This is a genomic window from Barnesiella sp. (genome assembly GCF_022723415.1).
GTDB classification, from domain to species: domain Bacteria; phylum Bacteroidota; class Bacteroidia; order Bacteroidales; family Barnesiellaceae; genus Barnesiella; species Barnesiella intestinihominis.
The window spans coordinates 1-24,724 of sequence record NZ_JAIJHU010000016.1 but is presented as its reverse complement, the minus strand read 5'-3'; the positions used below and the strand labels follow the sequence as shown (position 1 = coordinate 24,724).

19 protein-coding genes are annotated in these 24,724 nt (G+C 40.9%); 12 read left to right on the top strand and 7 right to left on the bottom strand.

Features of this window, described 5'->3' with window-relative positions; translation table 11 throughout:
- Positions 1-26 precede the first annotated feature (26 nt).
- From QVD32_RS05015 to QVD32_RS04985, 7 genes are all read right to left on the bottom strand, one after another.
- Complete coding sequence (locus tag QVD32_RS05015) at positions 27-1,967, bottom strand: peptidylprolyl isomerase (RefSeq protein ID WP_021891393.1); 1,941 nt, start codon at positions 1,965-1,967, stop codon at positions 27-29.
- 158 nt (positions 1,968-2,125) lie between these two features.
- Positions 2,126-3,598 (bottom strand): IMP dehydrogenase, encoded by a 1,473-nt coding sequence (gene guaB / locus QVD32_RS05010; protein ID WP_021891394.1) that lies wholly within the window; start codon positions 3,596-3,598, stop codon positions 2,126-2,128.
- A gap of 163 nt (positions 3,599-3,761) precedes the next feature.
- On the bottom strand, positions 3,762-5,942 hold the full coding sequence (recQ, locus tag QVD32_RS05005; protein ID WP_008861790.1) for a DNA helicase RecQ: 2,181 nt from the start codon (positions 5,940-5,942) through the stop codon (positions 3,762-3,764).
- Between the two features lie 104 nt (positions 5,943-6,046).
- Positions 6,047-7,273: an ATP-dependent Clp protease ATP-binding subunit ClpX gene (clpX, locus tag QVD32_RS05000; protein WP_008861789.1), complete on the bottom strand. Its 1,227-nt coding sequence runs from the start codon at positions 7,271-7,273 to the stop codon at positions 6,047-6,049.
- Between the two features lie 10 nt (positions 7,274-7,283).
- A complete protein-coding gene (gene clpP, locus QVD32_RS04995; protein ID WP_008861788.1) occupies positions 7,284-7,955 on the bottom strand; it encodes an ATP-dependent Clp endopeptidase proteolytic subunit ClpP in 672 nt (223 codons plus the stop codon).
- 233 nt (positions 7,956-8,188) lie between these two features.
- Positions 8,189-9,550: a trigger factor gene (tig, locus tag QVD32_RS04990; RefSeq protein WP_008861787.1), complete on the bottom strand. Its 1,362-nt coding sequence runs from the start codon at positions 9,548-9,550 to the stop codon at positions 8,189-8,191.
- Between the two features lie 193 nt (positions 9,551-9,743).
- The gene (locus QVD32_RS04985; RefSeq protein ID WP_021891396.1) at positions 9,744-10,202 is read right to left on the bottom strand and encodes a hypothetical protein; all 459 of its coding nucleotides are present in this window, start codon (positions 10,200-10,202) and stop codon (positions 9,744-9,746) included.
- Between the two features lie 455 nt (positions 10,203-10,657).
- On the opposite strand from QVD32_RS04985, the gene QVD32_RS04980 reads away from it, so the two are divergent.
- From QVD32_RS04980 to QVD32_RS04925, 12 genes are all read left to right on the top strand, one after another.
- Positions 10,658-11,503: a prephenate dehydratase gene (locus QVD32_RS04980; RefSeq protein WP_021891397.1), complete on the top strand. Its 846-nt coding sequence runs from the start codon at positions 10,658-10,660 to the stop codon at positions 11,501-11,503.
- A complete protein-coding gene (locus tag QVD32_RS04975; RefSeq protein ID WP_021891398.1) occupies positions 11,478-12,668 on the top strand; it encodes a pyridoxal phosphate-dependent aminotransferase in 1,191 nt (396 codons plus the stop codon). The genes QVD32_RS04980 and QVD32_RS04975 overlap by 26 nt, the downstream gene beginning before the upstream one ends.
- A gap of 10 nt (positions 12,669-12,678) precedes the next feature.
- Positions 12,679-13,743, top strand: a complete 1,065-nt coding sequence (locus tag QVD32_RS04970) for a bifunctional 3-deoxy-7-phosphoheptulonate synthase/chorismate mutase type II (protein WP_008861783.1) — start codon at positions 12,679-12,681, stop codon at positions 13,741-13,743.
- A 5-nt stretch (positions 13,744-13,748) separates the two neighbouring features.
- Positions 13,749-14,522 (top strand): prephenate dehydrogenase, encoded by a 774-nt coding sequence (locus QVD32_RS04965; protein ID WP_021891399.1) that lies wholly within the window; start codon positions 13,749-13,751, stop codon positions 14,520-14,522.
- 178 nt (positions 14,523-14,700) lie between these two features.
- Positions 14,701-14,880, top strand: a complete 180-nt coding sequence (locus QVD32_RS04960; RefSeq protein ID WP_118687235.1) for a hypothetical protein — start codon at positions 14,701-14,703, stop codon at positions 14,878-14,880.
- A gap of 31 nt (positions 14,881-14,911) precedes the next feature.
- Positions 14,912-16,810 (top strand): 1-deoxy-D-xylulose-5-phosphate synthase, encoded by a 1,899-nt coding sequence (gene dxs, locus QVD32_RS04955; RefSeq protein ID WP_021891400.1) that lies wholly within the window; start codon positions 14,912-14,914, stop codon positions 16,808-16,810.
- A gap of 29 nt (positions 16,811-16,839) precedes the next feature.
- The gene (gene trkA, locus QVD32_RS04950) at positions 16,840-18,174 is read left to right on the top strand and encodes a Trk system potassium transporter TrkA (protein WP_008861779.1); all 1,335 of its coding nucleotides are present in this window, start codon (positions 16,840-16,842) and stop codon (positions 18,172-18,174) included.
- 61 nt (positions 18,175-18,235) lie between these two features.
- Positions 18,236-19,645, top strand: coding sequence for a TrkH family potassium uptake protein (locus QVD32_RS04945; protein WP_229033558.1), 1,410 nt, complete (start codon positions 18,236-18,238; stop codon positions 19,643-19,645).
- A 71-nt stretch (positions 19,646-19,716) separates the two neighbouring features.
- On the top strand, positions 19,717-22,191 hold the full coding sequence (locus tag QVD32_RS04940; RefSeq protein ID WP_021891402.1) for an FtsK/SpoIIIE family DNA translocase: 2,475 nt from the start codon (positions 19,717-19,719) through the stop codon (positions 22,189-22,191).
- Complete coding sequence (lolA1, locus tag QVD32_RS04935; protein ID WP_021891403.1) at positions 22,188-22,829, top strand: outer membrane lipoprotein periplasmic chaperone LolA1; 642 nt, start codon at positions 22,188-22,190, stop codon at positions 22,827-22,829. The genes QVD32_RS04940 and lolA1 overlap by 4 nt, the downstream gene beginning before the upstream one ends.
- A 21-nt stretch (positions 22,830-22,850) precedes the next feature.
- The gene (gene trxB / locus QVD32_RS04930) at positions 22,851-23,798 is read left to right on the top strand and encodes a thioredoxin-disulfide reductase (protein ID WP_008861775.1); all 948 of its coding nucleotides are present in this window, start codon (positions 22,851-22,853) and stop codon (positions 23,796-23,798) included.
- A 169-nt stretch (positions 23,799-23,967) separates the two neighbouring features.
- Positions 23,968-24,669 (top strand): Crp/Fnr family transcriptional regulator, encoded by a 702-nt coding sequence (locus QVD32_RS04925; RefSeq protein ID WP_021891404.1) that lies wholly within the window; start codon positions 23,968-23,970, stop codon positions 24,667-24,669.
- Positions 24,670-24,724 lie beyond the last annotated feature (55 nt).

The window sequence follows — 24,724 nt, the reverse complement described above, 5'->3', positions numbered from 1 at the left end:
GCTAAATTACGACTAAATAATGGCAACTACGGCCTATTAACTGTTTTTAGGACATCTTCATAGATTTCTACCGGATATTTTTTATTGAGTTTCTTCACCCAAACTTTTTCAAGGTAAGTTTGGTAATCGGCCGTTACTTGTCCTCTCACATCGGTATACGCTTCCGGCATCTTCTTCAATAGTTTACCAAACACAAAAGCTATCGGCAACTTCTCATCGGCTTTCACCGGAGCTCCCTTAAATACCAATTCGTCAATTTTTTCATTATCTCCCTCAACAAACAAACCTCGTTCCACTTTTACTCTTGTTAAAGAGTCGGTATTGAACTCTCGATTCAACACGACGATTACAGAATCGTCATCGAGTTCTTTAATCCGGTTCTTTATGCCATCGGCGGTAGCCGCATCACAGCATTGAATCAAAAATCCTTTATAATGAGGTTTATCCCATTTGTATTTTTTCCTATTTTTCTTGAAAAACTTCTGCAAGCCCTCGGTATCTTTCGATGCTTTTTCCCAAACTTCCCTATTGCTAATTTCAAACAGCAACATGCCGTCTCGATATTCATTCATCAAATTACGAAAATCGGGATACTTATCTTCCAAATGAGCCTTCTCGAAATCTAATATTTCCATATCGGCCATATAACCAATCATAGTCGAAATATAATCGGGTGCATTGACCGTCACATCTCGGCCTTTGGACAAAAACGAGGCAAAATCGGCCACTGTATATGAATGGTTCTCAAATGAGAATAAAACACTTTGGTCATTATGAATAGCCGCTATATAAGAAGAATCGACTTTACCTAAATCGCCAGCCAATTTCATCAACTTCGCCCGCTGCGATTCTTCCAAAGAAAAACCATAATCATTTTTCAATTTAGCCACCATCGCATTACGAGCCATGCTACCTCTTTCGTCTCGTGCCATCATTCGCGTAATCTCCGAGCGCATTTGTTCAAAGGGCTTAATATCCCGCCGGTCCATTAACTTAATGATATGCCAGCCATAGGGAGATAATACAGGCTCTGTAATATCTCCTTTATTTTTAAGAGCAAATGCAGCATCCTCGAACTCTTTTACAAATTGTCCACTACTCACCCACGGTAATTCTCCACCTCGTACGGCAGAAGCCTTATCTTCCGACCGCTCCTTTGCCATCGTAGCAAAATCGGCTCCCGACTTCAATTCTTCATAAATGGCTCGTATCTCGGATTCTTTCTGCGCTTTTACTTCATCAGAAGCACCACGAGGCACTAATATCATGATATGGGAAAATAGAAACTCTCCCGGATTGGGACGACGACTATGTACTTTTATAATGTGATATCCGAACTGGGTTTCCACTATATCGGAAACTTCTCCCGCTTGTAATGCGAAAGCAGCCTTTTCAAAAGGATAAACCGTACGTCCGCCTCTAATAAATCCTAAATATCCCTTATTCTGCCTCGATCCGTCTTCACTGAATTTCTCTGCCAACATTCCAAAGTCTTCACCCGCCTTGATTTCAGCCAATACCGATTCGGCTTTTTTCTTTGCCTCGGCTCGGTCCTCAGGAGTCCGAGCATTCAATCCTATGAGAATATGGCTTACCTCCACATCTTCTTTCATTCGGTCATAAGCCTCATGTGCCAAACGGTCATCAACAGAAGCATCGATCAAATAGGGTTTAGCCAACTCTTCTCTATACCCCGCCAATTCATTTTTAAATGCCGAAGTCGTATCAATCCCCATAGCTTCGGCCTCGGCGACTTTCAACTTGTAGTTCTTAAATAGTGTAACGTATTCATCGAGAGATTTATGATCGATTTGTTGCTGGCTGTTCTTATTATAGATATACTCAAATTCCGATTTGTGAATATCTTTATTATTCACTCTCATAATAACAGGGTCGACATCGGTAGCCCCCCCTCCAAACCAAGAATTTCCGGCAAGCAAAGCCGCTAAGAGCCATTTGTTTTTCATTGTGTTATGCACTACATTTTATTGAGACTTGATAGTCCCGAGTTATCAACAAAAATAATACACTATTTTAACGCTTCAAATATAAGAAAATTATATCGTAATCACTAAAATAGTGTATTCTTCCCAAAAATAAAAATCCACCTTCCTTATCGGAAAAGTTATCCTCTACTATAATTCGGAGCCTCGCTGGTTATCGACACATCATGAGGGTGGCTTTCGGCTACACCAGCATTGGTAATACGAGTAAACTTAGCATCATGTAAAGCCTCTATATCCTTAGCTCCACAATATCCCATTCCGGCACGCAAACCGCCGACCATCTGATAAACTACTTCATATAAAGATCCTTTAAAGGGAACACGAGCCGCAATTCCCTCGGGAACCAATTTTTTAGTATCAGTCTCATTAGCTTGGAAATAACGGTCTTTCGAACCTTTCTCCATCGCTTCGAGAGATCCCATACCCCGATATGACTTATACTTACGTCCATTGAATATGATCGTTTCTCCCGGCGATTCTTCAACACCAGCTAGCATACCGCCCAACATAACCGAGTAAGCCCCAGCAGCCAATGCTTTTACAATATCACCCGAATAACGAATTCCACCATCGGCAATCAATGGCACGCCTGTTCCTTTCAATGCTTTCGCCACGTCATAAACGGCAGATAATTGAGGAACCCCGACACCGGCAATCACCCGGGTCGTACAAATGGAACCGGGGCCTATACCTACTTTCACTCCGTCGGCTCCGGCTTCCACCAAAAATTTAGCGGCTTCACCCGTCGCAATATTTCCCACAACGACATCGATATCTGGATATTTTGCTTTTATATCTTTCAATACACCGATTACGCCCTTAGAATGTCCATGCGCCGTATCTATAACGATAGCATCGACTCCGGCTTCTACCAACGCATCCACACGAGTCATCGAATCGGCCGTAACACCGACCCCCGCAGCCACACGCAGCCGACCTAATTTATCTTTACAAGCAAACGGTTTATCTTTGGCTTTCGTTATATCCTTATAAGTAACCAACCCTACCAAATGGCCGTCTTTATCGACAACCGGGAGCTTCTCTATCTTGTGCCTTTGAAGAATATCCGCAGCCTGTTGCAAATCGGTGGATTGTGAAGTCGTCACTAAATTGTCTTTGGTCATTACCTCGTCTACCAATCTTTCCAAATCGCGTTCAAAACGCAAGTCCCGATTCGTTACAATACCCACCAAAAGATTTTTATCGTCCACTACGGGAATCCCTCCTATATGGTATTCACTCATCATAGACAACGCTTCGCGCACCGTCGACCCACACTTGATTGTCACAGGGTCATAAATCATTCCATTCTCAGCTCGTTTAACAGCATGAACTTGACGGGCCTGAGCCTCGATACTCATATTTTTATGAATGACTCCAATTCCTCCTTCACGAGCGATAGCAATAGCCAATTGCGCCTCGGTTACCGTATCCATGGCTGCCGAAACTAATGGAATATTTAATCGGATATTGCGTGAAAACTGCGTCGACAACTCGACATTACGAGGAAGGACTTCGGAGTAAGCGGGGATTAACAAAACATCGTCAAAAGTTAATCCGTCCATCACCACTTTTTCTGCAACAAATGACATAATGGGGTTCATTAGAATTTTATTGCATGCAAAGATAATTATTTTTCGGCAAGCTATTATCTATACATGAAGATTTTTAAATTATTTATCACCCCAAAAGCTAAAATAAAAAAGCGACAACCGATTATCGGAATGTCGCTTTTTCACTATTATTTCTCGGCTTTTAATTTCCCATCTCTGAAAGGAACTTGATACGTATCAAACGAATTTCTTCTTCGCTATACTCCATACCAAACTCCTCAATGGCATCTTCGAGACTATCGCTTTCACTCTCCTTGAAGTAGTCAAAAATATCGTCGATATGCTCGTCATCCATAATCTCGTGCAGGAAATAGTCGATATTGATTTTCGTTCCCGAATAAACAATCGCCTCTATCTCGTCGAGCAACTCTCCAAATTCAAGGCCCTTCGACTCGGCCAATTCATCAAGTGCAATTTTCCTGTCGATGGCCTGAATAATGGATACTTTCAATTTCGACTTATTGGCAACCGTACGCACCCTTAAATCTTCGGGACGCTCAATTTCATTTTCTTCCACATGAGCTTTGATGACTTTAACGAATTCTTCTCCGTAACGTTTCGCTTTACCTGCTCCTACCCCCGGAATATTTTGTAACTCCTCAATTGTAATCGGATAGGTTGTCGCCATAGCTTCTAATGAAGGGTCTTGAAAAATCACATACGGAGGAAGTTCCAATCGTTTAGCGATTTTCTTTCGCAAATCTTTCAAAATAGAATATAACTCGGGATCGACCGCACAAGAAGCTCCACCTTTCATGGGCACTTCTTCCTCCACCTCGTCAAAATCGACATCTTTGACAATCTTAAACGAAACCGGATTCTTCAAAAACGCATGCCCAGCCTTCGTTACCTTCAATAGTCCATAATTCTCAATATCTTTACCTATGTAGCCGGCTATCAATGCTTGTCGAATGACGGCGTTCCACGTGCGCTCATCTTCACCCTGTCCGCTTCCAAACACCTCTAAATCTTCATGTTGATACGAAAGTATTTGGCTCGTTTCTTTACCTAACAAGACATCTATCACATATTCGGCTTTAAATTTTTCTTTCAGTGCAATAATAGTTTCAAGAACCGCACAAAGTTGATCTTTTGCTTCCACTTGCTTTTTAGGATTTAGGCAATTATCACAATTTCCACAATTATCTTCCTCATACTCTTCTCCAAAATAATGCAGTAAAATCTTGCGACGACAAAGAGAAGATTCGGCATAAGCAGCAGTTTCTAACAAAAGCTGTTTACCAATCTCTTGCTCGGCAATGGGTTTTCCCTGCATGAATTTTTCGAGTTTCTGTAAATCTTTATTGATATAAAAAGTTATACACTGACCTTCTCCTCCATCTCGACCGGCTCGTCCCGTCTCTTGATAATAGCCTTCCAGACTTTTGGGTATATCGTAATGTATGACATACCTGACATCGGGCTTATCAATCCCCATACCAAAGGCTATCGTGGCAACGATAACATCTATTTTCTCCAACAAGAATGCATCTTGATTCTGAGTCCTAGTCGCAGAGTCCATTCCGGCATGATATGGCAGCGCACGAATTCCGTTTACCTGTAACAATTCTGCCAGTTCTTCTACTTTCTTTCGACTCAAACAATAGATTATACCCGATTTACCCTCCTGCGATTTTATATATTTAATAATGTCTTTATCGATATTCGCTGTTTTCGGGCGAACCTCATAATAAAGATTAGGACGATTAAACGACGACTTAAATACAGTAGCTTCCAACATGCCCAGATTCTTCTGTATATCATGCTGGACTTTCGGAGTCGCAGTCGCGGTAAGAGCTATTACAGGACGTACGCCAATCTCATTAATAATAGGTCGGATACGTCGATATTCAGGACGGAAATCATGTCCCCATTCCGAAATACAATGGGCTTCATCTACCGCATAAAACGACACATTCACCTGTTTAAGAAAATCAATGTTTTCTTCCTTCGTCAAGGATTCAGGAGCAACATATAACAATTTGGTTTTCCCCGATAAAATATCGGTTTTTACTTGGTCTATCGCAGTTTTGTTCAAAGAGGAGTTTATGAAATGAGCGACACCATCTTCGGCACTGAAATTCCGCATAGCATCGACCTGATTCTTCATCAATGCAATCAAAGGCGAAATAACTATCGCAGTACCGTCAAGAATCAACGACGGCAATTGATAACAAAGCGACTTCCCTCCTCCGGTAGGCATCAATACAAATGTATCATTCCCGGCAAGCAAATTTCTGATAATCGCTTCCTGATTTCCCTTAAATGTATCGAATCCGAAATTCCTTTTCAGTTCCTCAGTCAAATTTACTTCTTTTGCCATACGGTTACTCTCTTTCTCGTTATGTATATTCGCCGACCTTTATCGGTCAAACAAATTTATAAACAACTCCTCTTAATTACCAAATTTTTTCTTGCTGTTTTTTCTTATACTGCCAATAGTTTTGCTTTTTCTAACTTCTTTTCTGCATAGCTACGTGTTATATGCAATTTCTTTTTTGTCGAAGAAGGCGTTTCATACATAGCATCCATCATAATCGTTTCGACAATAGAGCGCAATCCTCGGGCTCCCAACTTGAACTCTACGGCCTTTTCGACAACATAATCAAGCATATCCTCATCAAACGAAAGTTTCACTCCGTCCATTTCGAAAAGTTTGATATATTGTTTGATAATCGAATTCTTAGGCTCTACCAGAATTCTCCGTAGCGCGGCCTTGTCCAAAGGTTGCAAATAGGTTAAAATGGGCAATCGTCCTATAATTTCAGGAATAAGACCAAACGATTTCAAATCTTGGGGCGCAATATACTGTAACAGATTTTCCCGATCTATACGACCATTGCTACCACCTCCATTATAACCTACGACATGGGTGTTCAACCTCATGGCGATTTTACGTTCTATTCCGTCAAAAGCCCCGCCACAAATATACAAAATATTCTTTGTATTCACTGGTATCATTTTCTGCTCGGGGTGTTTACGCCCGCCTTGCGGCGGAACATTTACGATAGAACCCTCCAATAATTTCAACAAACCTTGCTGTACGCCCTCACCGCTGACATCACGGGTAATCGAAGGATTATCGCTTTTACGAGCAATTTTGTCGATCTCGTCGATAAACACAATACCTCGCTCAGCCGCCTCGACATCATAATCGGCAACTTGCAGCAAACGGGTCAAAATGCTTTCGATATCCTCACCCACATAACCGGCCTCGGTCAAGACAGTAGCATCGACAATCGTAAACGGAACTTTCAATAAACGAGCAATCGTCTTCGCCAATAAGGTCTTTCCGGTTCCGGTAGGGCCGACCATAATAATATTCGATTTCTCAATCTCAACATCATCATTATCGGCTACCTGCAAAACACGTTTATAATGGTTATAGACCGAAACCGACAAATAACGCTTGGCATCGTCCTGCCCGATAACATACTGATCGAGAAATGTTTTTATCTCTTCCGGTTTAGGTAAATCCTCTCGGGATACGGTCCATTTGGAACTCGCTTTTTTCTTTTTATGCAAATATTCTTCGGAAAGGAGATAGGCTTGCTCGGCACACTCGTCGCAAATACAACCGTCCCGCCCCGGCATTAATAATCTTACCTCATTTTCTCCTCTTCCGCAAAAACTACACTTTTCGCCCTTAGCCATTCCTAGAATATTATTTCATAGATTTTACCAATACGTCGTCAATCATACCGTATTCTTTGGCTTCAAGAGCAGTCATCCAATAATCACGATCGGAATCTTTCTCCACACGCTCATACGAGTTTCCCGAATGATCGGCTATAATGGTATAGAGTTCTTTTTTAAGTTTCTGTATCTCCCTTGCCGTAATCTCTATATCCGAAGCCTGACCTTGTGCGCCTCCCATCGGTTGATGTATCATAACCCGGGAATGTTTCAAAGCAAAACGTTTTCCCTTTGTCCCTGCAACCAACAATACAGCGCCCATCGAGGCGGCCATACCTGTACAGATCGTAGAAATATCACTGCTTATGAACTGCATGGTATCGTAGATACCCAACCCGGCATATACCGACCCTCCGGGAGTATTGAAATAAATAGATATATCTTTACCCGGGTCGGCAGAATCGAGATAAAGCAACTGTGCTTCTATAACATTCGATGTATAATCATCGATAGGAGTTCCCAAAAAGATTATACGGTCCATCATTAAACGCGAAAACACGTCCATCTGGGTTACATTCAGTTGGCGCTCCTCCATAATAGAAGGGGAAAGATAGCTACTGGTAAACTGCGCATATTGATCAAGGGCAAGTCCATTCATACCCAAATGTTTTACCGCATATTTTCTAAAATCATTAGTCATAATTATATCGTTTTTAGATTGTTTTTTAATCCCTATTTTTAGTCAAAGATATAAATAAAAACAATTATACCCCAAATAAAATTCTGCTGCCCGGTCTTTTTTGCCAATATCTTCACAAAAAATAATACATCAACCGAACTACAAGCATCAATTAACTATATTGGAAGATTTCAAACAATGAAAAGCCCCGAAGCCATTACGTCTCGGGGCTATCGATAATTATATCGATTTTATTACTCGGCAACTTCAAACATTTTCTGGAATTTATCCATCGTCACTTCTTTGTCCGTAAGCGTTACAGACTCCTTAATGGCAGTTTGAATCTTCTGCTCCGTAGCTTGGTCAATAAGACGCGAACGAGACTCTTTGCTCGATAACATTTCCCTAGCATAACGTTCGAGAACATCATCGGGAACACCTGTCATACCATATTGTGCGAACTGACTTGCCGCTACCCGTTTTGCCAAAGCCAACAAATCGGCATCATCGACATGAATATCGAATTGTTTTACGATTTGTTCTTTAATCAACTGCCATTTCAAATCGGGAACCATCTTCGCAAAATCCTCATCGATATTTTCAGCTTTACGATTTTTATCGGTAGCCAACAACCAACGTTTCAAAAATGCATCGGGCAAATCAAATTCACCTACTGCCTTTTCTATCGCAGCACGTGCATCAATCGAAAATTTATAATCGCTTTCAGGAACCAATTGATGCGCTATCATTTCACGAAGTTTAGCAAAATATTCCTCTTCTGTTTTTACAACATCTTTACCGAATACATTGTCAAATAATTCTTGATTCAATTCGGCAGGTTGCAAATGTGTGATATCTGTCACTGTCATCTCGAAATTCGATGTCACATTGGCAGCTTTTTCCTTATCGATATTCAACATAGAGGCCAGTTCTGCGACCGAAGCATCACAACTTTTCGAAGGATTGAACATCACTTTGTCACCTTTCTTCACACCGGCAAATTTAGCTTTTTCCTTGTCATTCTTGAAATATGCAGGAGAAACGATGGTACTTTCGACCGTAATTCCCCCTTCTACCGGAGTCCCTTTTTTTACCATTTCTACCATCGAACCTTTGATAAGGTCTCTTTCATCGGTAGACTCATCTACCGAAATCTGTTTACCGAAACGTGACAAAAAGGATTCATTCTGACGTTTTACCATGTCATCATCGACAGTAATCGTATAGTAAGGTACTTTTATTTTTTTATCGACCTTTACATTCAATTCGGGGGCTAATGCCACATCAAAACGGAACGTGAAATCGTCTTGTGTATCCAAATCGACAGTCATATCTTCTGCGGTCATCGGCTCGCCCAAGATATTGAGCTTATTATCACGAATATAATTGTACAGAGACTCGGAAACCAAACGATTAATTTCTTCAACTCGAACCGATTTTCCAAACATCTTCATGAGCATACTAAAAGGAACTTTCCCTTTTCTGAATCCGGGAATATTCGCTTTTTGCCCATAAGCACGAAGAGATTTGTCTACTTTTTCCTGATAGTCAGCCTTTGAAATTTCAATCGAAATCACGGCATTCAGGTTGTCAGTGTTTTGATGCGAAACGTTCATTCTTATGATTTTATTAAATTAGACTCACAAATTTATTCTCAACTTTCCACAAAAAGCGTGCAAATTTGAGAGCGCAAAATTAGTGCTTATCTTTCGATAATCAAATTATTATTAATTTTTTTCTTTCTACCTATATCGTGAAAAGACTTTCCACTCCGCAAGAGCAGCCTCCTTTGAACTCCAATACCCAACCTTACTTCGTATCGGACATCAATTGTTCAAAAAAATCGTCAAGCTCTTTATCCATTTTTTCCCAAAAATCATCGTGCAAATAGATATTCTCATCGTCCAATGTAATCAAATCGGCAACGGGCTCCATCTCATTATCTACCAACACGACAGAAAAGGGAGGTATAATATCCAGCGAATGCAAAGCATGATTCACATCTTCATGACTCAACACCTTCCTCAGAAAAGCAATTATCGCAGCATCCGAACGTTCTCCACTGGAATCTCGCCACTCGTCCAATCCATCAATTACCGATTGCACCAATATACTTTCAGTATCATCAAATACCGAAAACAACTGTTCGTCGTATTTCACCTGCACATACATATCGGTCAAGGACATCGCCTCTGCACGAGCCTTCTCCACTGCCGTACAAAAAGACTCACACATTGCAGAAAAAAGTGTTAATTCCGAAGTTTCCATAAATACATAATTATTTGTACTTCAAAGATAGTATAACCGAAGATGGAAACCAATTTATTTAGTCATGCCCGGCTCAACTTACCTTTACATTCACGACAAAGATAGCGAAAAAATCCGTAGACATCGCCGTTATGCAAAATTTTCTCCTATTCGTCACATACAAAGCAAGTTTCAAATACCATATACAAAACGATGCGATAAAAAAAATCTCGTTTTATTCAAAAATATATAACTATTTGTTTGGATTCAAAAATGATTTCATTACATTTGCAACATCAAACTCATATTTGACAGGCAATGAAGAATTTTGATTTTGCATATTACTTTTACTTTTATTTTTATTTTGGAGAAAAATAGAAACGGGGTTTTATGCAAAAAAAAGAAATAGAAAACAATTAAGAAACTTATGATAAAATCCCGTTCAATACGAACGGGATTTTTTATTTATCTTGCTTATGAATAAAAAAGTCACCATACAAGGCATAGCCGGTTGCTACCACGAGGCCGCCGCCCGATCTTATTTCGGGGAAGAAGAAATAGAAACGGTTCCCTGCTCGACATTTCCCGAAATGTTCGACCGCATGAATAACGACCGTTCTTTATTGGGTATCATTGCCATTGAAAACACCATTGCAGGCAGCATTTTACAGAATCACGAACTATTACGAAAAAGTGAATTAAGTATCATAGGAGAATATAAATTACGTATTTCTCACGTACTGGCCGCACTACCGGGAGAAACTATGGACGATCTCCTCGAAGTGAACTCTCACCCCATGGCATTAATGCAATGCGGTGATTTTTTACAAGCTCACCCTAAAATGAAAGTCGTAGAAAAAGACGATACGGCCGGTAGTGCCCAAGAAATTTCACACCGTCATCTTTCGGGACATGCTGCCATTTGCGGTAAACTGGCTGCCGAAATCTATAACATGAATATCTTGGCAGAAGGTATCGAAACCAATAAACGAAATTTCACTCGTTTTCTAATTCTTGCCGATCCTTCTCACCGTGAAATTTTAATAGCAGGCAAACGCATAAACAAAGCTTCACTTGTTTTCAGTTTGCCACATACACAAGGCAGTTTATCAAAAGTACTCACCATACTTTCTTTCTATGACATCAATTTGTCCAAAATACAGTCCATGCCCATTATCGGGAAAGAATGGGAATACCGATTTTATATAGACCTTACATTTGATAATTTCACTCGATACAAACAATCCCTCGAAGCAATAAGACCTCTAACAAAAGACTTTAAAATACTTGGAGAATATGCAGAATTCAATCAACCCCTTTAATATCAGACCCGCTAATCGGGTAAATAACATAAGCGAATACTACTTCTCAAAAAAGTTGAAAGAAATAGCCGAACTAAATGCCCGCGGTTTGGATATTATCAGTCTGGGCATAGGCGGGCCTGACAGGCCTCCCCACCCCGAAACGATTGAAACCCTGTGTACGGAGAGCCGGAAATCTGATGTTCACGGATACCAACCTTACATAGGCCTACCCGAACTACGCCGAGCCTTCGCCGATTGGTATAACAGATGGTACAATGTAACACTCGATCCTCAAAAAGAAATACAACCCCTTATAGGGTCCAAAGAGGGTATATTGCACATCAGTCTGGCATTTCTCAATGCCGGAGACGGGGTATTGGTTCCCAATCCGGGATACCCCACATACAGTTCCGTCAGCCGACTGGCCGAAGCCGAAATTTTCACCTACGACCTCGACGAAAATAACCATTGGCAACCCGACTTCAAGCAATTAGAATCGTTACCGCTCGATCGTATAAAGTTAATGTGGGTCAACTATCCCAATATGCCTACGGGAGCCAAAGCATCTATGGAATTGTTTACCAAGCTGGTGGATTTCGGGAAGCGTCACAACATAATCATCGTGAACGACAACCCGTACAGTTTCATTCTCAACGACAATCCGATGAGTATACTAGCTGTCCCCGGGTCTAAGGACATTTGTATCGAAATGAATTCTTTAAGCAAATCTCACAATATGTCCGGTTGGCGAATCGGTATGCTTGCTTCCAACCCTCAATTTATCGAATGGATTTTGAAAGTGAAAAGTAATATCGATTCAGGAATGTTCCGTCCGCTACAAATGGCTGCGACAAAAGCATTGTCATGCAGTCAAGAATGGTATGACCAATTAAACGAAGTGTACCGTAACCGACGTGATATCGCAGAAAAAATCATGAAAGCTCTCGGTTGCAGTTATGATCCGTCACAAGCAGGATTGTTCGTATGGGGAAAAATTCCCGATAGTGCAACAGATGCCGAATCGTTAGCCGACGAAATATTATACAACGCGCACGTCTTCATTACCCCGGGATTCATTTTCGGAAGTCGAGGGAACAGATATATTCGCATTTCGCTTTGCGCCCCCGAAAAAAAGATGCAAGAAGCGTTACACCGTATAGAAAAAATCAAATCAAATAAATAACAATACCATTATGGAAGATTTACAATCAATTTTACTTCCCGGAATAGACTCTAAACGCCCTATTATCATAGCCGGCCCATGTAGCGCCGAAACCGAAGAGCAAGTAATGACCACAGCGAAAAGCCTCGCCGAGCGCGGCATTAAAATATTTCGTGCAGGTATATGGAAGCCTCGTACCAAACCGGGCGGATTCGAAGGTATAGGCGTAGAAGGCCTTGCTTGGTTAAAACACGTCAAAGAAGAAACCGGTATGTACACGGCAACAGAGGTTGCCACTGAACGGCACGTATTCGAAGCATTAAAACATGGTATCGACATTTTATGGATCGGAGCACGCACGACCGCCAATCCCTTTGCGGTTCAAGAAATAGCCAACGCACTGAAAGGTGTAGACATTCCGGTACTCATCAAGAATCCGGTAAATCCCGACCTAGAACTATGGATAGGAGCCGTCGAACGCATTTATAACGCTGGTCTCCACCGACTGGCAGTCATACACCGGGGTTTTAGCAGCTACGACAAACAGTTGTACCGCAATATGCCTCAATGGCACATTCCCATCGAACTACGTCGCCGTCTCCCCAATCTTCCTATTTTTTGCGACCCTAGCCACATCGGCGGTAAACGCGAACTTGTAGCACCATTGAGCCAACAAGCGATGGATCTGGGATTCGACGGACTAATCGTTGAATCCCATTGCGACCCCGATTGTGCATGGAGCGATAAAAATCAGCAAGTGACCCCCGACGCTCTGGACTATATACTCAACATGTTGGTAATACGAGAGACCACACAGACGACAGAAAACCTATCGGAACTACGTCACCAAATAGACAACCTCGACAATCAACTGCTCGAACTGTTAGCCAAACGCATGCGCATATCCAGAGAAATCGGGCAATATAAAAAAGAGCACAGTATGCCCGTGCTGCAAACTAACCGCTATGACGAAATCCTACAAAAACGCATGGCACAAGCCGTTGAGTTGGGAATGAGCGGAGAATTCATGAAAGAAGTGATGCAAGCCATTCACGAAGAATCGGTACATCAACAAATGGATATTATTAATAAATAAAAACAATGAAAATAGTAATTCTCGGAGCCGGAAAAATGGGCTCTTTCTTTGCCGATGTACTCAGTTTCGACCATGAAATCGCCCTATACGACATAGACCCTTATCGACTGAGATTCGCATTCAATACTTTGCGAATGACCCGGCCAGAAGAAATACAAGATTTTACGCCCGACTTAGTCATCAATGCGGCAACCGTAAAATATACGATAGAAGCGTTTCAAACCGTTCTTCCCTATTTACCGGCTCACACAATCCTATCGGATATTGCTTCGGTCAAGACCGGATTACCCGAATTTTATGCCCAAGCCCGACACCCATTCGTATCGACACACCCTATGTTCGGACCAACATTCGCTAATTTGAGCGACCTAAGTACACAAAATACAATCATCATTACCGAAGGCGACCACATGGGCAAAATCTTTTTCAAAGATATTTACCAGCGCCTGAGATTGAATATATTCGAATACAGTTTTAAAGAGCATGACGAAACCATAGCTTATTCGCTCTCGGTTCCATTCACTTCGACGTTGGTGTTCGCCTCGATTATGAAACATCAAGAGGCTCCCGGCACGACATTCAAAAAACACATGGACATAGCAAGAGGGCTACTTTCGGAAGACGACTACCTGCTAACCGAAATTCTTTTCAATCCCAATACTCCCGACCAAGTGCGGGGAATACAGAAGCAGTTATCGTCTCTCCTCGATATTATCGAGCGTAAAGATTCCATAAAAATGAAAGAATACCTCACCCAAGTGAGAAAAAACATAGAATAGCTCAAAATCATGAAAAAGGCTTGCTTAACACAAGCCTTTTTCATTTCACGCACGCCCTGCCTTACTAACTTTATAAAATGAAATTGATACAATATTTTCATGGATTGCAAAAGAATATTTATATTTGTAGGTTAACTTAGGCGTATATATAAGCGCACTAACAAACCTATGGATTAACATGAGAAAATATAATACGTTCCGTATTTCATGCATAGCCTTATTATGGGCATTCTTATGCGTTCTTCTAATTAGGGGAAGAGGCATCGACGGGCAAGCTCTGTTCGCTATCATTGCTTCGGGAATCATTGTATTCGTTCCACTCTACAAACGATGGAAGCAAGAGAGTAAAGGTAAATAGTACCATTGTATTTACGTAAAAGAGACTAAAAATGAACCCCGACAATACAGAACTACTGAAACAAATAAACACACCCGCCGATTTACGAAGATTACAGGTTAGCGAGCTACCCCAAGTGTGTGACGAAATCAGGCATTTCATTATCAATACTCTCGCCCATAATCCGGGACATTTTGGGTCTAGCATGGGGGCCGTGGAATTGACCGTGGCCTTACACTATGTATTCGACACTCCATACGACCGCATAGTTTGGGACGTGGGACATCAAGCCTACGGGCATAAGATTTTAACTGAAAGACGAGACAGGTTTTATACTTGTCGTAAACTCAACGGATTGAGTGGATTTCCAAACCCAGCCGAAAGCGAATACGACGCTTTCATTGCCGGACATGCATCTAATTCTATATCAGCAGCATTAGGCATGGCCATTGCTACACAACTGAAACACGAACAAAAAGAAAGAAAAGTCATTGCTGTCATCGGAGATGCCTCCATTGCCGGAGGATTAGCTTTCGAAGGATTGAATAACGCATCCATCAGTCCCAATAACTTGCTCATCATACTGAACGACAACGATATGGCAATCGACCATAATGTCGGAGGGCTAAACGAATATCTAGTAAACATCACTACATCGAAAAGCTATAATAAACTCAGATACGATGCTTATCGTACCCTACGTAAGCTAAATCTGATAGACGATGAACACAGGGGGGCCATTTTACGTTTCAACAATAGCCTAAAAGCTTTGCTAACCAAGCAACAAAACATTTTCGAAGGTTTAAATATACGATATTTCGGTCCCATAGACGGGCACAATGTGGTTAATATCGTCAATAAACTCAACGATATAAAAGATATGACCGGTCCGAAAATACTTCACCTACGTACGATCAAAGGGAAAGGATATGCTCCGGCCGAAAAAGAACCGACTATTTGGCACGCTCCGGGCTGTTTTAATCCAGAAACGGGCGATAGAATTACCGTAACAGAAGAGCAAAAACCTCCCAAATTTCAAGATGTATTCGGACTCACGCTTGTCGAATTGGCTAAAAAAAACGATAAAATAACAGTTATCACACCTGCAATGCCAACGGGAAGTTCTACATGTTTCATGATGGAGAAATTTCCCGAAAGGTCTTTTGATGTCGGTATCTCCGAAGAACATGCCGTCACCTTTGCCGCTGGTTTGGCCAAAGAAGGATTACAACCATTTTGCAGTATCTATTCGACTTTTCTCCAAAGAGGATTCGACGAAGTCATTCACGATGTCGCCATACAAAACTTACCGGTAACATTTTGTATCGACCGCGCTGGACTCGTGGGAGAAGACGGGGTTACCCATCACGGTGCATTCGATATGTGCTATTTGCGTTGCATACCCAATATGACTATTGCTGCACCTATGGACGAACATTATCTGCGACATCTCATGTACACAGCACAACTATCCGACCGCGGGCCGTTTGCCATTCGCTATCCTCGCGGTTGCGGAAGTCATGTCGATTGGGAATGCCCTATGCACGAAATTCCTATCGGGAAAGGTCGCAAGCTCTATGACGGAAATGAGATAGCCGTACTGAGTATCGGGACTGCGGGTGTCGCGGCACGACAAGCCGTAGAGCGGGCCCGAAAGACAGGTGTAAAAGCAGCTCTCTACGATATGATTTTTGTCAAACCCATTGACGAAGAAATTCTTCACGAAGTAGCCCAAAAATACAAACGAATCATAACCGTAGAAGATGGATGCATAACAGGAGGCTTCGGAAGTGCTGTATTAGAATTCATGTCCGACAATGGATATACACCCCATATAAAACGAATAGGAATCCCCGATAAATTCATAGCACAGGGGACAGTTAAAGAACTACACCAACTATGTGGTATAGATGAAGAAAATATTCACTCGGTAATTATTGGTAATTGGTAAATCATAGAAATAAAAGAGAACTAATAATTATGAAAATAATCATTGCTGGAGCCGGAGAGGTTGGAACACATTTAGCAAAACTGTTATCCCGAGAAGAACAGGATATTATTCTAATCGACAATGATGAAGAGAAACTACGAGAACTCGATGCCAATTATAATTTAATGACTGTCATCGGGAACCCTACTGCATTCCAAACATTAAAACAAGCCCAAGTATATAAAGCCGATTTATTTATTGCTGTCATGCCCTTCGAGTCTCGTAATATCATGGCATGTACAATGGCATCGAAACTAGGCGCAAAAAAAACTCTGGCAAGAGTAGACAACTACGAATACCTTTTACCTGAAAATAAAGCCTTCTTTGAAAATCTGGGAGTAAATGAACTGATATATCCCGAAAAACTGGCCGCAGAAGAAGTAATAACCGCATTAAAACACACTTGGACACGCAACTGGTTTGAACTTTGTAATGGAGAATTAATCGTACTAAGTGTAAAATTACACGACAACGCTAAAATTCTGAATAAAAAACTCTATGAACTCACAACAGCCGAAAGCCAATTTCACATCGCGGCCATCAAACGTATACATGAAACTATTATTCCAAGAGGAAACGACGAAATAAAAATAGGAGACATCGCATACTTTACCACGACTCCTAATCATATACAAGAAATTCAAAAACTCTCAGGTGAAACAGAAGCAGAAATTCACAAAATAATGATCATGGGAGGCAGCCGTATCGCTATACGCATATCGAGTTACGCGCCTGATAATATGGCAATAAAACTCATCGAATGCGACAAGCAAAAGAGTTATAAATTAGCCGAATACATGAACGATATAATCATTATTCAAGGAGACGGACGCAATGTGGATCTTTTGAAAGAAGAAGGAATCCGTGACATGGATGCATTCATAGCATTAACCGATAGTTCCGAGACAAATATATTAGCCTGTTTAACCGCCAAAGAATTAGGGGTAAAAAAGACTATTGCAGAAGTCGAAAATATCCAGTTCATCTCTACTGCCGAACGGCTAAATATAGGAAATATCATCAATAAAAAATTACTAGCAGCCAGCCGTATCTTCCAATTGTTGCTCGACGAAGACTCCTCAAATGCTAAATGCCTCGCATTATCCGATGCCGAAGTCGTAGAATTGGTCGCAAAAGAAAATTCTAAAATTACCAAAGCCGCAGTAAAAGACCTAAAACTCCCGTCCGATTTAACAATCGGTGGATTGGTTCGTAATGGACACGGCATGGTCGTAACCGGAAACACATGGATACAACCGAATGATCACGTCGTTATTTTCTGTCTCGACACAGCATTACATAAAATAGAGAAGCTTTTCAATTAGGAATATCATGCCCAAAATTAACTTTCATGTCATACTGAAATTCATCGGAATATTACTATGCATGGAATCTATATTCATGCTCGTTCCGTTTGTCGTAGCTCTTATTTATGGAGAAGGAGATGCGCCGGCCTTTATTAAATCGGCATCAATAACTGCAATCGTAGGTGGTATATTATTCTACATTTTTAGAAATTCCCGTAACGACGTAGGAAAGCGTGAAAGTTATTTACTGGTAACTTCTATATGGCTTTTCTTCTCGGCTTTCGGGATGCTCCCATTTTGCTTAATGCCCAATCATTTGAGTATTACAGATGCTATTTTCGAAACGGTATCCGGTCTAACAACGACAGGAGCTTCCATTATAGAAAACGTAGACGTTCTTCCACATGGTATTCTCTTTTGGCGCAGTTTCATGCATTTTATCGGAGGAATGGGTATCATCTTGTTAACAATCGCCATACTGCCCATGCTCAACCATCAGGGTGGATTACTTTTATTTAATTCCGAAGTAACCGGTATAACAACTGAAAAATTGAAACCAAAAATCGGAGAAACAGCAAAAAAATTATGGAGTGTATATATCATACTCACCATTATCCTCTGTCTCCTATTGTGGTTGGGTCCCATGAATCTTTTCGATGCTATCTGTCAAGCATTTTGCGTCATGGCAACAGGTGGATTTTCGACCAAACAAGCCGGTATAAATTTTTGGAACTCCTCTTACACAGAATATGTCATGACTATATTCACATTTATCGCAGGTATAAATTTTGCTTTGGTGTATAGAGCCGTAACCGGAGATTTCAAAAAACTATTACACAATGAAGAAACCAAATGGTACACGGCAATTGTATTAGGGGCCACTTTATTAGTCATTACAGGACTATACATAACCGACCAAAACGGATCCTTCGAAGATACTTTTCGAAGATCGCTATTCTTGGTTGTAACAATTGTTACGTCAACCGGATACACCGGAGATGACTATGTCGCTTGGGGCCCATTTTTTACAACTATATTTTTACTACTCATGTTCTTCGGAGCTTGTGCCGGCTCCACTTGTGGAGGAGCAAAAATAGACAGGCTGGTGGTCCTCGCCAAAAATACAAAAAATGAACTTTACAGAGTCATACACCCCAATGCTATATTACCTGTACGCGTAAATGGGAAAGCCATATCTCACGAAATAGTATCCAAAATATTAGCATTTATCTTAGTATATGTCATGGTACTTATAGCAGGGTCTATTATCCTATCGGCATTGGGGTTGTCTATGGAAGAATCATTCGGTTCGACACTTTCCTGCCTCAGCAATATCGGTCCCGGGGCCGGTTCAACCGGTCCGGCAGGTAACTATGCTTTTATCCCCGATTTAGGAAAATGGACTTTGTCAATCATCATGCTCATCGGCCGGCTTGAACTGTTTACAGTCCTCATTTTATTCACATCTTACTTTTGGAAAAACTCATAATATTGTTGAGAATAAGTATTTTTTGTACATTTGTATCTAATCTAAAATCCAAAGCGAAGTATTCTCATAATATGCCTACAACAGACTTAGAAGAAAATAAAATAAAACAAGCCCAACCCGAAGAGGGAAACGATACAGCTCAGAATGAAAGAGAAATACGTAAAAACATATTTAAAAATGAACGTGTAAATTTCATTTTAGGTGTCATTTTAGTCATATTCTCCCTCTATTTGACTATCTCTTTCATCTCATTCTTTTTTACAGGAAGCATCGACCAAAGTAAAGTTGAGAATCTATCGGTAGGAGAACTTTCTTCCATTGGAAACGAGATTCAAAATTGGACGGGTGCATTCGGGGCATACTTATCCAACCTCATGATAAATCGTTGGATGGGTATATCTGCTTTCATCGTTTCTCTATGGTTATATGTCGTAGGCCGTCGATTCATGAAAGTCGCCCATACTCGAATGATACGATTTACGATTAGCTGTGCCTTGTCGATAATAGTTTTGTCTCTCTTTTTCGGATTCATTTTCATGCACAGTTATAACAACACCTTCCTATATTTAGGGGGATATCACGGGTATTATGCGACTTTATGGCTCAATGCATGGATAGGACCATGGGGAACGGCTCTGTTCATTATAGCTCTCGTTATCATATTGCTCGTCCATCTAAGTTATAAAACCATCGAATATATTCGACGAGTATCGTCCGTCAACCTCACAGGGAAGGCGATCCAAGCAATAAAAAACAGGACGGATAATCCAGAAACAGATAACGAAAATGACAATAGGGAAACTGAATCTAACGAAATCCAAAACACTGAAAACATACCCTCATCGGAAAACGATATTGTAAATACATTGCCCGAATATCCCGATGACCCTACCGAAGAAATCCCTACACTCGAAGATATACAAGAAAATATTCTTCCTATCGAAGAGGAGACTAAACGAGTTACCATCGAGACCGGTGACCCCGACTTTGTCATCGAGACGGCTGAGACCGAAGTATTAGCCACACAAGCTCCTATGGAAGATTATGATCCTACGAAAGACCTCTCGCATTATAAAAGACCGACATTCGATTTACTGGACAAACGGGAAAACAGCGAGGTGGAGATCAACATGGAAGAACAGTCTGCCAACAAAAAACTGATCACCGAAACCCTCAAAAATTACAATATAGAAATCAGTTCCATTACGGCGACTGTGGGTCCTACCGTTACTCTTTATGAAATAAAACCAGCACCCGGAGTAAGAATAGCCCGGATAAAAAGTTTGGAAAACGATATTGCCCTCAGCCTGTCGGCGTTAGGGATTCGCATTATAGCCCCTATTCCCGGCAAAGGAACCGTCGGTATCGAAGTACCGAACAAAGATCCTAAAATGGTCTCTATGTATTCTGTTCTAGCTTCCAAAAAATTTCAAGAATGTAAATATGAACTTCCCCTTGCGTTAGGAAAAAGTATTACGAACGAAGTCTGCATAGCAGATCTTTGTAAAATGCCTCACATATTGGTGGCTGGTGCTACCGGACAAGGAAAATCCGTCGGGCTGAATGCCATTATCACATCTTTACTTTATAAAAAACACCCGGCTCAATTAAAATTCGTATTAGTCGATCCCAAAATGGTCGAATTCAGTATCTATTCGGTTATAGAAAGACATTTTATGGCTAAATTACCCGACGCAGAAAAGTCCGTAATTACCGACAGCGACAAGGTTATCGCCACTTTAAATTCTCTCTGTATCGAAATGGATAATCGATATGCCCTACTCGCCAAAGCAAATGTGAGAACAATCAAAGAGTATAACGAAGAGTTTATCCATAGAAAACTGAATCCGAATAACGGACACAAATTCATGCCCTATATCGTGGTGATTATCGATGAGTTCGCTGATTTAATTATGATGGCAGGCAGAGACGTCGAAATGCCCATCGCTCGAATAGCACAAAAAGCGAGAGCTGTCGGTATTCACATGATCATAGCAACACAACGTCCTTCAACGACCGTTATCACCGGTAACATTAAGGCAAATTTCCCGGCACGTATCGCTTTCAGAGTTATGCAAATGGTCGATTCACGGACTATACTCGATGCTCCCGGAGCAAACCAGCTCATCGGACGAGGTGATATGTTATTTACCGAAGGAGGTGATTTGAAACGTATTCAATGTGCGTTTATCGATACTCCCGAAGTAAAACGAATTTGTGAGTATATCAGCAAACAACAAGGATACCCCGAACCATATGAACTTCCAGAATATAAAAATCCCGACAGTGACGCAGGGAGCAATGGAAACGATGTAATCAACCGAGACCCCCTATTCGAGGAAGCCGCTAAAATGATCGTCGTTTCAGGGCAGGCCTCCACATCGTCTTTACAAAGACGCTACTCCATCGGATACAATAGAGCGGGACGACTGATGGATCAACTGGAAGCTGCCGGTATCGTAGGCCCAAGCGAAGGGGGTAAACCTCGACAAGTACTGATTGTGGATATTATGGCTCTCGAAAACAAATTAGAATTAATGAAATGAAAACAAATCGCATTCTACTATGCTGCTCTGTACTTTTTCTACTATTAAGCATGGAACCTCTACATGCACAAAACGGTACACAGGCATTAGATAAAGTCGTTGGTAAATTCCAACAATCGAACGGTATATCGGCTACTTTTACACTGACCGTTTTTAATGCACTGAACGAACCCGTAGAAAAACAAAACGGAACTATAAAACTATCTGGGAACAAATTTTACTGGAATACAACATCTATGACTGTATGGTACGATGGTTTGCAACAATGGACATACGTAAAGGCAACAGAGGAAGTAAACCTAACCGAACCAACGACCGAAGAAATCGCAACAGTCAATCCCTACATACTCATCAATAACTACAAAAAAGACTTCTACATCAAAACATTAAAGTCAAAAAGTTCCAAAGAAAGTATAGCAGAACTTACACCAAAGAAGAAAGGAACAAATATAGACCACATTATAATTATTATCAACACAACTACATGGAATCCAAGCTCTTTTAAGCTCTATTATAGCGATCGGACATATAGCATAATCAACCTATCAAAATATGCTACCGACCAAAACTTTCCAGACTCGACATTTGTTTTTAACAAAAAGCAATATTCAAAAGCAGAACTTATCGATTTACGCTAATAACACAAATAAATAGAAATTATGGAACAAAACGAACGCATACGTTGTCTAATTATAGGCTCAGGACCGGCCGGTTATACGGCAGCTATTTATGCTTCACGAGCAAACCTATCACCGGTTCTATATGAAGGCATGCAACCGGGCGGACAACTAACAACGACCAGCGATGTAGAAAATTTCCCGGGATATCCCGAAGGTATATCAGGATTCGATATGATGGAAGATTTGAAAAAACAAGCCGAACGATTCGGGGCAAACATTCGCCGAGGGATTGCCACAGCTGTCGATTTTTCTCAAAAGCCATATCGTATAACCATAGACGGTGAAAAAATTATAGAAGCCGATGCCTTAATCATTTCTACTGGTGCTTCGGCCAAATATTTAGGACTCCCAGATGAGGTTAAATATGCAGGTATGGGAGTGTCGGCCTGCGCTACTTGCGATGGATTTTTCTACCGAAAAAAAATAGTCGCGGTAGTAGGTGGAGGCGATACGGCTTGCGAAGAAGCAGAATACCTTTCCCACTTAGCCTCTAAGGTTTACTTAATCGTCAGAAAAAACTTTCTAAGAGCCTCCAATATCATGCAACGCCGTGTCAATGAAAATCCTAATATAGAAATCTTATTTGAAACTCAGGCCGAAGGATTGTTCGGAGAAAACGGAGTGGAAGGAGTACATTTGGTTAAAGGCAAAGACACAGCGCATGAAGAGCGTTACGATTTACCCATAGATGGATTTTTCCTTGCCATTGGACACAAACCTAATACAGATATATTCAAACATTCCATTACCCTCGATGAAAACGGATATATAGTTACTGCACCTCACACAACCGAAACTAACATAGAAGGTGTATTCGCTGCCGGAGATGTCGCAGATCCCCGGTATAGACAGGCTATCACTGCGGCGGCATCGGGTTGTAAAGCGGCAATGGATGCCGAACGCTATCTTATAAATAACAGTCTATAAGGACACTTTTGCTTTATACAAATAAGGAGCGTAAATGATTTTTTCGCTCCTTATTTTTTATTGATATAAATCCCGATTTACTATTAAATATTATAGTTTTTCCTCTTTTAAGGAACAATGTATCAATTTTTTATATATTTTTGTGCTGTAAAACATAGTTATAAGGCAAATGGTTAAAAAAAGCACATTAGAATCCATACTACAACAAGAAATGTCTGATTTTTGGGCTCTACTTGAAAATGAAGAAAAACGCATTATCGCCGAAAACTTTAAAATTCAGAATTTCAAAAAGAATGAAATTATTTACAGTGAGGGAGAAGATCCCGCACAACTAATGTGCTTATTAAAAGGTAAAGTAAAAATTTACAAAGACGGAGTTGGGGGCAGGAGCCAAATTATTCGATTAATTCGACCGGTTCAATATTTCGGCTATCGGGCATATTTCTCTCGCGAACCTTATGTAACGGCAGCAGCAGCCATTGAAAATTCTATTGTGGGATTCTTGCCCATGCCGTTAGTAGAAGAACATATTCGCAAAAATAACGGCTTGGCTTGGTTTTTCATTAAAGAACTATCCAACGATTTAGGCATTTCGGATGCCCGCACAGTCAATCTCACACAAAAACATATTCGAGGACGATTAGCCGAATCCTTATTGGTACTTAAAGAAAATTACGGTGTCGAAGAAGATGGACTTACACTCAACATCTATATGGCTCGTGAAGATTTAGCTAACTTATCGAACATGACCACATCTAACGCCATACGCACCCTATCGAGTTTTACAAACGAAAAAATCATAACAGTCGATGGCCGACGTATACAAATTATAGATGAAGAACGGTTACGAAAAATTAGCAAATTCGGATAATATCCCACTTGGGCTATAATAAGTAAAACAAAGCACTCTCGACAAATTTGTCGAG